This window comes from Capnocytophaga sp. ARDL2 (assembly GCF_041530365.1).
Taxonomy (GTDB): Bacteria; Bacteroidota; Bacteroidia; order Flavobacteriales; family Flavobacteriaceae; genus Flavobacterium.
Map to the genome: position 1 here is coordinate 211381 of NZ_CP168034.1, position 11721 is coordinate 223101.

The 11721-nt window shown below is 36.0% G+C and carries 15 protein-coding genes; 5 read left to right on the top strand and 10 right to left on the bottom strand.

From position 1 onward, the window contains the following. Nucleotides 1–3: 3 nt before the first annotated feature. From AB4865_RS01150 to AB4865_RS01180, 7 genes are all read right to left on the bottom strand, one after another. Entirely contained in the window at nt 4–531 is a 528-nt protein-coding gene (locus AB4865_RS01150; protein ID WP_372473906.1) for a 30S ribosomal protein S16, read from the bottom strand. Nucleotides 532–652: 121 nt separating this feature from the next. Continuing rightward, nucleotides 653–1084: a ribose 5-phosphate isomerase B gene (gene rpiB / locus AB4865_RS01155; protein ID WP_372473907.1), complete on the bottom strand. Its 432-nt coding sequence runs from the start codon at nt 1082–1084 to the stop codon at nt 653–655. Between the two features lie 29 nt (nt 1085–1113). Then, nucleotides 1114–1695 carry a nicotinate (nicotinamide) nucleotide adenylyltransferase gene (gene nadD, locus AB4865_RS01160; RefSeq protein WP_372473908.1) on the bottom strand — a complete coding sequence of 194 codons (582 nt, stop codon included), beginning with the start codon at nt 1693–1695 and terminating at the stop codon, nt 1114–1116. Nucleotides 1696–1769: 74 nt separating this feature from the next. After that, nucleotides 1770–2339, bottom strand: coding sequence for a guanylate kinase (gene gmk, locus AB4865_RS01165; RefSeq protein WP_372473909.1), 570 nt, complete (start codon nt 2337–2339; stop codon nt 1770–1772). 2 nt (nt 2340–2341) lie between these two features. Next, complete coding sequence (locus AB4865_RS01170; protein ID WP_372473910.1) at nt 2342–3208, bottom strand: YicC/YloC family endoribonuclease; 867 nt, start codon at nt 3206–3208, stop codon at nt 2342–2344. 109 nt (nt 3209–3317) lie between these two features. Beyond that, complete coding sequence (locus AB4865_RS01175; RefSeq protein WP_372473911.1) at nt 3318–4364, bottom strand: diphosphomevalonate/mevalonate 3,5-bisphosphate decarboxylase family protein; 1047 nt, start codon at nt 4362–4364, stop codon at nt 3318–3320. A 66-nt stretch (nt 4365–4430) separates the two neighbouring features. Beyond that, entirely contained in the window at nt 4431–5594 is a 1164-nt protein-coding gene (locus AB4865_RS01180) for an NAD(P)/FAD-dependent oxidoreductase (protein WP_372473912.1), read from the bottom strand. Nucleotides 5595–5813: 219 nt separating this feature from the next. Between AB4865_RS01180 and AB4865_RS01185 the strand changes: the two genes are divergently transcribed. After that, on the top strand, nt 5814–6335 hold the full coding sequence (locus AB4865_RS01185) for a hypothetical protein (RefSeq protein WP_372473913.1): 522 nt from the start codon (nt 5814–5816) through the stop codon (nt 6333–6335). A 48-nt stretch (nt 6336–6383) separates the two neighbouring features. On the opposite strand, the gene aspS is transcribed toward AB4865_RS01185, so the two are convergent. Continuing rightward, nucleotides 6384–8138 (bottom strand): aspartate--tRNA ligase, encoded by a 1755-nt coding sequence (gene aspS / locus AB4865_RS01190; protein WP_372473914.1) that lies wholly within the window; start codon nt 8136–8138, stop codon nt 6384–6386. Between the two features lie 405 nt (nt 8139–8543). On the opposite strand from aspS, the gene AB4865_RS01195 reads away from it, so the two are divergent. From AB4865_RS01195 to AB4865_RS01210, 4 genes are read left to right on the top strand one after another with little or no spacing between them, the layout of a single operon-like run. Then, complete coding sequence (locus AB4865_RS01195) at nt 8544–9311, top strand: alpha/beta fold hydrolase (protein WP_372473915.1); 768 nt, start codon at nt 8544–8546, stop codon at nt 9309–9311. Then, nucleotides 9311–9922, top strand: coding sequence for a ribosome biogenesis GTP-binding protein YihA/YsxC (gene yihA / locus AB4865_RS01200; protein WP_372473916.1), 612 nt, complete (start codon nt 9311–9313; stop codon nt 9920–9922). The genes AB4865_RS01195 and yihA overlap by 1 nt, the downstream gene beginning before the upstream one ends. Nucleotides 9923–9936: 14 nt before the next feature. Further along, nucleotides 9937–10323 carry a ribonuclease P protein component gene (rnpA, locus tag AB4865_RS01205; RefSeq protein WP_372473917.1) on the top strand — a complete coding sequence of 129 codons (387 nt, stop codon included), beginning with the start codon at nt 9937–9939 and terminating at the stop codon, nt 10321–10323. Between the two features lie 21 nt (nt 10324–10344). Continuing rightward, complete coding sequence (locus tag AB4865_RS01210; protein WP_372473918.1) at nt 10345–11097, top strand: lysophospholipid acyltransferase family protein; 753 nt, start codon at nt 10345–10347, stop codon at nt 11095–11097. Between the two features lie 33 nt (nt 11098–11130). On the opposite strand, the gene AB4865_RS01215 is transcribed toward AB4865_RS01210, so the two are convergent. Continuing rightward, entirely contained in the window at nt 11131–11481 is a 351-nt protein-coding gene (locus AB4865_RS01215) for a heavy-metal-associated domain-containing protein (RefSeq protein WP_372473919.1), read from the bottom strand. A gap of 7 nt (nt 11482–11488) precedes the next feature. Then, nucleotides 11489–11716: a hypothetical protein gene (locus AB4865_RS01220; RefSeq protein ID WP_372473920.1), complete on the bottom strand. Its 228-nt coding sequence runs from the start codon at nt 11714–11716 to the stop codon at nt 11489–11491. Nucleotides 11717–11721 lie beyond the last annotated feature (5 nt).

Below are 11721 nucleotides of genomic sequence, written 5' to 3' on the forward strand. Positions count from 1 at the left end.
TAATTAAGCTTCAGTTTCTTCAGTGTTTTCTTCTACTTCTGGAGTATTTTCTTCAGCAGTAGCCTCTTCCGCAGCAGCTTTTGCTTGTTGAGCCGCAGCGATACGCTTAGCGTTTACTTCTTTTTCAGCCTCTAAAGCTTTTGCTTTTGCAGCTGCTTTGTTGTCAGCCAATCCAGACGCTTTTGCGTTGATTTTGTTTTGTTTTTCTTCCAACCAAGCAGCAAATTTTGCATCAGCTTGCTCTTGAGTCAAAGCACCTTTACGTACACCTCCGTTTAAGTGATGTTTCAACAAAGCACCTTTGTAAGACAAGATCGCACGAGCTGTATCTGTCGGTTGAGCTCCTTGGAATAACCATTTTGCAGCAGCATCAACATTCAAGTCGATAGTTGCAGGGTTTGTGTTTGGGTTGTAAGTTCCCAATTTTTCCAAAAATTTACCATCTCTTTTTGCGCGAGCATCTGCCGCTACTACCCAGTAAAAAGGCTTTCCTTTTTTACCGTGTCTTTGTAATCTAATTTTTACAGACATATCTAAATGTATTTATGAAGGTACCCGACCTTCGTTTGGTTATTTAATCGTGCAAAGGTAATCATTTTTTTTATTCCACAAACTTTATTTTTCAGTTTATGAAATATTTACTTGTTTTTTCTTATTGACAAGCAATCTTCTCTACTCTATTGGCATGACGCCCTCCTTCAAACGGAGTGTTTACAAAGGCTTCTACCATTTCTATCGCTTGCGGAATAGCTGTAAATCTCGCGGGAATAGACAACACATTGGCGTCGTTGTGCTGACGAGCCAATTCTGCAATCTCTTTGTTCCAACACAAAGCACAACGAATATCTTGGTGTTTGTTTGCAGTCATTGCGATTCCGTTTCCAGAACCACAAATCACGATTCCTAAATTTACCTCTTTATTGGCAACTGCGGTTGCTACTTTGTGTCCAAAATCTGGATAATCTACAGAATCTGATGTGTCTGTACCAAAGTTGATTACTTCAATTCCCTTTGAAGTCAAATATTCTACAATGGCTGTTTTGTACTGTGGACCTGCGTGGTCATTTCCTATGGCTATTTTCATTTTTTTGTTGATTAATGTTAAACTCCCTCCTACTTCCTATAAAACAGATTATGGTCGATATATTCCCAAACTGTGGGTGAAAGCATAGGTTTGATATTTTTTTGTAATTTGATTTGCTCTCTGATAAAAGTTGATGACAACTCAATAATCGGGGCGTTGATTTTATGAATATTGGGATGATTTTTCAACTCTTGTGGGATTTCTCCTTCGGAAATTCGTGGATATACATACAGTTGATGGTTTTCCAATATCACTTGATAATTTTTCCACTTTTGAAAGGTTTTTAAATTGTCTTCTCCCATAATCAACGAAAAATTGTATTTGGGATATTTTTCTTTCAAATGTACCAAAGTATGCACCGTATAATTGGGTTGCGGCAATTTAAACTCTATATCCGATGGCACTATGTGATCGTAGTCTTGCGTTGCCAAATGTATCATGTGTAAACGGTGATAATCCTCGAGTAAATTCGATTTTTTCTTATGAGGATTGTGTGGCGTTACCACCATCCACAATTGGTCAATATCCGAATTTTCTACCAAATGATTGGCGATGATCAAATGCCCGATATGTACGGGATTGAATGTCCCAAAATATAATCCTATGTTCATGAAACTTTGTTTAAGCACTTCGTGCGTTTATGAGCTTCGCTCATTTAATAGTTCTGACGATCATTCACCATTCGCTAATTAACAAATTGCTGTACCAACTGATACGCTTCTTTTTTGGCGGTTTCTAAATCGTTGTTTTCCAGGATTACATCAAACTCTTTGGCACGAGAGATTTCTCTTTCGGCTTTTGCCAAACGCATTGCAATTTTCTCATCTGATTCGGTTTGTCTGTGTCGCAATCTCTTTTCCAATTCTTCTACCGATGGTGGGTTTACGAAGATTGCCAAAGTCTGCTCTGGATACTGCGATTTTACATTCAATCCTCCTACTACATCTATGTCAAAAATAACGGTTTTTCCCTCGCTCCAAATGCGTTCCAATTCGGTTTTCAATGTTCCGTAAAAATTGTCTTTATACACCTCTTCGTATTCTACAAAGGCGTTTTCATTTATTTTTTGTTGAAATTCTTCGGCTGTGATAAAATAGTAATCTTTTCCATGTACCTCTCCTTCTCTTTTATAACGCGAAGTTGCCGAAATTGAAAAATCCAATTTCAATTCTTCTTGTTGCAACAAATGTTTTACGATGGTTGTTTTTCCCGAACCTGATGGTGCCGAAAACACAATGAGTTTTCCTGATTTCATAGTTATAATATATTGAGTACTTGTTCTTTGATTTTTTCCAATTCGTCTTTCATTTTCACAACGCACTTTTGCATTTCCGAATGATTGGATTTTGACCCTAATGTATTAATTTCTCTTCCGATTTCTTGTGCAATAAAGCCCAATTTTCTACCACTGTGTTCGGCACTATTCATCGTTTCTTCAAAGTAATCCAAATGATTGGTCAAGCGTACTTTTTCTTCGTTGATATCCAATTTTTCCAAATAATACACCACCTCTTGTGCAAAACGACTTTCATCGACAGTTACTGCCAGTTCTTTCAAATTTTGTGAAATGCGTTCTTTTACCGTTTCGATGCGTTGTCCTTCATATTGCAAACTTTCGGCTAATTGCTCACGAATGGTTTGTATGCGTTGGGTAAAGTCCAATTTTAATTTTTCTCCCTCCTGACGGCGAAATTCTTTCAGATTTTTAACTGCAATTTCCAAATGCTTTTTCACAGCTGCCCATTCTTCTTCATCGATTTCTGCTCGTTCTACTTTCAAGGCATCGGGCATACGCACTGCCATTTTCATCAATTCCGTAAAATCAACTTTTTCCTGCGGAATTATCTCCATCATCTGAGCGATATATCCTTTGATAATCGGTGCATTGAGCGTATTTTGAGTTTCCTCGCCTGTGATGTCGATAAAGATATTGCATTCTACCTTTCCTCTTTCCAAATGAGAAGCTATGAGATTGCGAGCTTCTAATTCTTTTTCTTTGTACAATTGAGGCATACGCACACTCAAATCCAAGTTTTTAGAATTGAGTGATTTGATTTCGATCGTTATTTTTTTCAATGGCATTTGGACAAAAGATTTTCCAAATCCCGTCATTGAATGAATCATAATTTTACTATCTGTTTATCGTACAAATGTACGGATTTTTATCAGAGGATTTTGATAATTGTCTTTTCATTTTATAAAAAAAACTGACCTATGCGATCAGTTTTTGATATTATTGTAAGTTCTCTACACCACTTCCCATTTCGTCGTGAATATATTGATTGTTTTGACAATGTTGACTCAGCTCTTCTGCAATAAATGTTTGCACTTGTTTTTTAAATGAAAGAGGGTACAACAAATGTACATTAGCTCCTGCATCGAGAGTAAAACACAACGGAACTTGTGCTTTATTTCTGTAGTTCCATATTTTTTCGATAATTTGTAATGTATTGGGTTTCATTAGGATAAAATAAGGCATAGATGTCATCATCATCGCATGCAATGTCAATGCCTCACTTTCTACCAATTGAATAAAAGCGGAAATATCTCCCAATTGTAAAATCTCTTTTAATTGTGCTATATTGTTGTGTGCCTGTGTAAAACGCTCATTGGCAAAGGGATGATTGTACATCAAATTGTGTCCTACTGTACTTGACACTTGTTTTTCGCCCTTATCGACCAACAAAATAGTGTCTTGATAGTTTTGAAAGGTTTCGTGGATTGTATAAGGAAACTCTACACCAAAGTGGTCGTTGCTCTTTTCTATACTTGTCGTTTCTCCCCAAACTACCACTTCTCCTTTGATACTTCTACACGCACTACCCGAACCCAAACGAGCCAACTCTGATGTTTTATTCGTAAAATATTCTTCTGATTGTGATGGATTTAATTGTTTTTCAAAAGCAATAATGTTTGCCGACAAAGCTGCCATACCCGAAGCCGAAGATGCAATACCCGAACTATGAGGAAAAGTATTCATCGTATCAATTTCAAAATGATAATCCATGATAAATGGGCACAAATCGGCAATATTTTCAAAATATTTTTGAATTTTTGGTCGAAAACTTTCTTTTTCTTTACCTTCAAACAACAAATCAAAGCTGATTCCTTTTTCCTCTTTTGAAAAAACTTTTAATGTAGTAATGGTTTTACAATTTTTCAAAGTAAAACTCAATGAAGGATTGGCTGGAATTTGTTTGTCTTTTTTTCCCCAATATTTTACCAAAGCAATATTGCTCGGAGCGGAAAATGTACTTGTATATATAGGTTGATTTTTCATTTATTTTTATTTGCTCTTGTGAGCGATTTTTATTTTTTACAAAAGTATAAAAAGATTTATTTTTATTTACTCCAAAACCCTTTCAGATATCGTTTGAGCCGTGATAAACCCCGTAGTCCATGCGTTTTGAAAATTAAATCCGCCTGTGATGGCATCGATATTCAATATTTCGCCTGCGAAAAACAAATTGGGAAACAATTTACTTTCCATGGTTTTGAAATTGATTTCTTTGAGTTCAATGCCACCTGCGGTTACAAATTCTTCCTTGAAAGTACTTTTTCCTTTCACTTCAAAAGTTGAATTGGTGAGTAATTCTGCCAATTTTACCAATTGTTTTTTGGTTGCATCTGCCCAAATCGTGGACGATGAAATTCCTGAAGATTGTACCAATTGTTGCCACAAACGATTCGTCAATTGATACTGTGTATATTTGGCAATTTGCTTTTTGGCGTTTTGTTGCTTGTACTCCATCAGTTCGTCTAAAATTTCGTTGAAAGAATAATCCGCCGTCCAATTGATTTGCAAGGTGAAATGGTAATTCAACTGATGCAATTCTCTCGCTCCCCATGCAGAAAGTTTCAAAATGGCAGGACCACTAAACCCCCAATGGGTAATGAGCAACGCACCCAAACTCTTTAGATTGGCTTCTTTTATTTTGAGTGAAACATTTTCCACCGAAATTCCCATCAATTGATTGTATTCTGCATTTTTTACATTGAAGGTAAACAACGATGGCACTGGCGAAACGATTTGATGTCCCATTTTTTGACAAATATCCCAAATCTTAGGATTACTTCCTGTAGCCATTACCAAATAATCGGCTCGAAAAGCATCTTTATTGGTCGAAATCAACCATTGAGCCTCCTGCTTTTCAATCGATTGAACCGATGTTTGCGTAATGATTTTCACACCGTATTTGCGGGCTTCGTTTACAAAACAATCGATAATCGTTTGTGAGCTATCCGTAATCGGAAACATGCGGTTGTCGTCTTCGATTTTCAGTTTCACTCCTCTATCGGCAAACCATTGCATCGTATCGCCACTGCAAAAGATATGAAACGGACTTTTCAACTCATTGCCCCCACGGGGATAAAATTTCGCCAACTCGTTGGGAATGAAACATGCATGGGTAACATTGCAGCGACCTCCTCCAGAAATTTTCACTTTTCCCAATACTTCAGCACCTCGCTCAAGTATGCCAATACGCAATTCTGGGCGACGACCTGCCAATTCTACAGCAGTAAAAAATCCCGAGGCCCACCGCCTACAATTACAACATCAAATGCGTGTATCATGAAGTTTTTATGTTAATTTTCTTAAATTCTTTGCTTTTTTTGTAAAAAAGATACAATTTTACAGCATTAGTGTTTTTGTAAAATAAATTGTTTCACAAAGACTTTACTGCAATTTATTTTACAAAGGTAATTGTTTCATTTAAAATAATCGATTATGAAAAAAATCTTTTTATTCGCCTTAGGAACTTTATTATTTGCAAGTTGTAAAACTACTCAGCATACTCCAAATACTGTAGAAAATAGTTCGCAAAAAGGGAAACCCTCAACTGCTCCAGAAGAGAAATTGTATTATGTAGAACAAGTTAAAAACGATTTTCGCTCGGTAACCGAAGAGCAAAAAAACAAGTTTTTGACTGATTACAAAGCTACAGAACCTCAGTATTCTATCTTGTTTTTTACGCAAGGGTTCAACGGTGAAGAAGTACGAGTAGAAAATAGCAACGGTATCCATTTCAAAGGAGGTGTTACCACCAATCAACAAACGGGATTGGCAAAAAATATGCGTATTCTCAACACCGAAAATCACTCGATTTTTGATGTAGCAACTCGCAAAACAATTTTCATCAATGCAGAATTGGCTTCTCAACACAAATTTATCTATGTGATGAAAGATGCAAATAACAAAGAAACACCTTATAAAATTACATACAGCGATTTGTTGAGACCTGAAAAATAACAATAAAAAAGGGAGATTTGATTTTAAATCTCCCTTTTTTATTTATCATTATTCTTTCACATTCAATGCGATAGATAATTCTTGCAATTGTGCTTCATCAATCGTTGCAGGTGCATCAATCATCACATCTCTACCCGAGTTGTTTTTAGGGAATGCGATGAAATCACGAATGGTTTCTTGTCCACCCAAAATCGCTACCAAACGATCCAACCCAAATGCCAATCCTCCGTGTGGCGGTGCTCCGTATTGGAAAGCGTTCATCAAGAAGCCAAACTGCTCTTGTGCTTGTTCTGGCGTAAATCCTAAATGCTTAAACATCAACGCCTGAGTTTCTTTGTCGTGAATACGAATCGACCCTCCACCGATTTCGTTTCCGTTCAACACCAAGTCGTAGGCATTGGCACGAACCTTTCCTGGATCTGTGTCCAACAAGTGCATGTCTTCTTTCTTTGGCGAAGTAAACGGATGGTGCATCGCGTGGTATCTTTCGATTTCTTCGTCCCACTCCAACAATGGAAAATCCACCACCCAAAGTGGTGCAAATTCGTCTGGTTTACGCAATCCCAATCGGTTACCCAGCTCCATACGCAACGCCGACAATTGAGTTCTTGTTTTATTGGCCGGTCCTGATAATATCAAAATCAAATCGCCTTCTTTGGCTTCGGTTGCAGCTGCCCATTTTACAAAATCTTCTTGGTCGTAAAATTTATCAACCGAAGATTTGTACTGACCATTTGCCTCACATTTTACATATACCATACCCGAAGCTCCTACTTGAGGGCGTTTTACCCAATCAATCAAGCCGTCGATTTCTTTTCTTGTAAAACTTGCAGCACCTGGCACGGCAATTCCCACTACCAATTCTGCGTTGTTGAACACTGCAAACTCTTTGTGCTGTGCCACTGCGTTCAACTCTCCAAACTTCATTCCAAAACGAATGTCTGGTTTGTCATTTCCATAAGTACGCATTGCCTCGTCAAAAGTCATACGAGGGAATTTTTCGATTTCGATTCCGTGAATATTTTTCAATAAATGTCTTGTCAATCCTTCAAAAACATTCAAAATATCTTCTTGCTCGATAAACGACATTTCGCAGTCGATTTGAGTAAATTCAGGCTGACGATCTGCTCGTAAATCCTCATCACGGAAACATTTCACAATTTGGAAATAGCGATCCATACCACCTACCATCAACAATTGTTTGAAAGTCTGTGGCGATTGTGGTAAAGCATAAAACTGCCCTGGATTCATACGGCTTGGCACAACAAAATCTCTCGCTCCTTCTGGCGTTGACTTAATCAAATAAGGCGTTTCTACCTCACAAAAATCCAAGTTTGACAAGTAATTTCTTACCTCTTGTGTAACCTTATGACGGAAAAGCAAACTGTTTTTCACAGGATTTCTACGAATATCCAAATAGCGGTATTTCATACGAATATCTTCTCCTCCATCGGTTTCGTCTTCAATGGTAAACGGTGGCAATTGTGCTGCATTCAAAACGGTCAATTCTTTTACCAATACCTCGATTTCACCCGTTGGAAGGTTCGGATTTTTCGATTCTCTTTCGATGACCGTACCTTTCACCTGGATTACAAATTCTCTACCCAACGATTTTGCAGTTTCCATCACCTGTGCGTCTGTGCGTTCTGCATCAAAAATCAACTGAGTGATACCGTAGCGGTCTCTCAAATCCACCCAAATCATAAAACCTTTATCACGAGATTTTTGCACCCAACCTGCAAGGGTTACTTCTTTATTTACATCGGCCTGTCTCAACTGACCGCAAGTATGACTTCTGTACATTTTTTTGGAATTTTAGAATGCAAAGATAGGGAATATGAATAGAAATAATAAATAGTGAAAAGTAAATAGTAAATATTAAATGGAGAAAAGAATTTAGTACATTTAAAATAGATTGAATATTTTTCAAACAAAAAAACATATAATTATTTAATAATTAAATATTTAACAAAAAAACATTGTCAAAATAAAATTCTTTAGATAAAATATTTAAGTAAAAGAAAAACATTTTTCCCTAAAACTCATTCATTTACAAAAAGAGATTTTACTTTTGGGTTAAAAATTTTGAGTATATCCCATGTTAAAAATTGATTTTTAATAGAAAAATTCACAATTAATCGGCAAAAGATTGTATTTCCACTAAAAAAATTTCTTTTTTTATACTATCTTTGTGAAAATTGTGTTTTCATGGAGCGAAAATTAAAAGAAGAAGGTAAATATAAATACATAGAAATAGGTGAAGGTACTCCTATCGTGGTTTTACACGGATTGATGGGAGGATTGAGTAATTTTGACGGAGTGGCAGAGTTTTTTCCAAAGAAAAATTACCAAGTAGTCATTCCAGAACTTCCGATTTACACATTAAACATTCTCAAAACCAATGTAAAGGCGTTTGCCAAATTTGTTTATGACTTTATAAAACACAAAGACTATAAAGAAGTGATTCTATTGGGAAATTCTCTCGGTGGGCACATTGCTTTGTATCTAACAAAAATGCATCCTGAGGTTGTAAAAGGATTGGTTATCACAGGTAGCTCAGGACTTTACGAAAACGCAATGGGTGATTCGTATCCGCGTCGTGGCGATTATGAATTTATCAAAAAGAAAGCCCAAGATGTATTTTACGACCCAGAAATGGCTACTAAAGAAATCGTAGATGATGTATTCAACACGGTAAACGATCGCATGAAACTCATCAAAACTTTGACCATTGCAAAAAGTGCCATTCGACACAACATGTCGAAAGATTTATCCAATATGCACACACCCACTTGTATCATTTGGGGAAAAAACGACGGCGTAACCCCACCAGATGTAGCCGAAGAATTTGACCGATTGTTGCCAAATAGCGACCTATATTGGATAGACAAATGCGGACACGCTGCCATGATGGAACACCCTGATACTTTTAACGAACTCATGTACAACTGGTTAGTTGCTAAAAATATAAAATAATGAAAATCAATACAGCAGAATTTGTAATCAGCAACTCGGAGGTAAAAAAATGCCCCAATAGTCCGTTGCCAGAGTACGCATTTATCGGTAGATCTAATGTTGGAAAGTCTTCGCTGATCAACATGCTGACTAATAATAAAAATTTGGCAAAAACCTCGAGTAAACCAGGTAAAACACAGTTAATTAACCATTTTTTAATCAATAAAAATTGGCATTTGGTAGATTTACCAGGCTATGGATATGCAAAAGTTTCTAAATCGATAAAAAATTCGTTTCAAAAATTTATCACCAATTATTTTGAAAACAGAGAACAACTGACCTGTGCCTTTGTATTGGTGGACATCCGACACGAAGCCCAAAAAATCGACATAGACTTTATCAATTATTTAGGAGAAGCAGGTGTGCCTTTTGGCATTGTTTTTACCAAAGCAGACAAAATTGGAAAGACAATTATTCAAAAAAATGTGGCCGCTTACAAAAAGAAATTACTCGAAGTAGGCTGGGAAGAAACACCGCCCATGTTTGTAACCTCATCAGAAAATCAAACAGGAAAAGAAGAACTTTTAAATTACATAGACGAAATCAACCAAATGGTTTTCAAAGGACAATAATTCTTTTATTTCAAATGTTTAGCTATCCAAAAAACGAAAAACTCAAAAAGAAAAAACATATCGATTTATTATTCGAGCAGGGGAAAACCGTAAGTAATTATCCCCTGCGTTTGGTTTATGTCCCTTTGGAAAACGAAGAAAACGCCATTCAATTTGGGGTTTCGGTTTCAAAACGCTATTTCAAAAAAGCCGTCGATCGCAATTATTACAAAAGAGTATTGCGTGAATGTTATCGCCTGAACCAACATATTCTAAAAGAAAACATCTTCCAACCTTATGCGATAATGTTTTTTTATCAGACAAAAGAACATATGCCCTACAAAGAAATTTTTGAAAAAACAAAAGTGCTTTTTCAGAAGTTTATAGAAACTATCAGCGTTCAGCAAATTGAAACAAGTTAACTACAAAAAACATCCTACAAAATGAAAAACACAGCAAAAAAGATAGCTTGGATACTATGGAAAGGATGGTTTTATTTGTTGGTATTGGTTGTAATTGTGATACTTTCTCCATTGTTGATCCTTTCATTATCAACAGAAAAAACCTACTCTTTTTTCTTTAAACTTGCCAAAATATGGGCTTATATAGTATATTATGGCACTGGATTTAGCATCAGATACAAAACCCCAATCGTACCGTTACAAGAAAAAAATTATCTCTTTGTAGCCAATCACAATTCGATGATGGACATTATGCTGATGTTGATTTTGGTAAACAAACCCTTTGTGTTTGTAGGAAAACAAGAGTTGGCAAACATTCCTATATTTGGGTATTTTTATAAAAAATCTTGTATTTTAGTTGACAGAAAAAGTGCGGCGAGCAGACAACAAACCATGAAATCTGCTGCTGAAAAACTATCCAAAGGATTGAGTGTTTGCATTTTTCCGGAAGGAGGAGTATCTGATGACAAAACCCTACTTTTAGATAGTTTTAAAGACGGAGCATTTAGATTGGCAATCGAATTTCAACTTCCAATACAACCCTATTGTTTTGTAGGACTCAGAGGAGGATTTCCCTTTGATTTTTTTGGAGGAAAACCTAAAACCATTGATGTTTTTCAACTCCAATTATATCCAACCAAAGGACTTACCTCTAAGGACAAAGAAGAATTAAAAATCAATGTTCGCAATGAAATTTACGAAACACTTTTACAATATCCTTTTGAAGAAATATAAAAAGGCTATCCCAAACGGACAGCCTTTTTTTGATTATCGCTCATAAACACAACAGTGGTGTAGATTTTCATAATTTTCGTCAGAACTTTTCACTTCCACCTCGTTGTATTTTGTATCATGCCCAGCCTTTGCAACCGCATTCTGTATAGCCAAAGGATTGGTTTTGTTTTCGTCAATTGTAAGATGTAACATTTGATGATGTTGATGCCATTCAGCATTTTTCACTCCTTTTACTTTAAAAGCGGCTTTCTCAATACGCTTCTTACACATATCACAATTTCCTTTAACTTCGATATCCACTTTTGCATTTTTGTTTTTTTTCTCTTGAGCTTGCATTAATGACACGCTAAAAAGCATTGTCATAAGAATTAGGATTTTTTTCATCTTTTTATTATTTTGAGGTTCTAATTTCTAATACTTCTTCGTTAGTAGCCGGATTCGTAGTAATTATAGAAGTATCAACATCAAAAACATCAATTTTCAACGCCTCTTCTTTAGAAACTATTTTTCCGTTTACTGTAATTTTTTTAATTTTAGGATTATTGATATTTCTTTCAAAATCTCTTCGCAACTGATTAGAAAAAATGTTTTCTCTTTTCAAACGCTCTTCTTCTTCCAATCGAG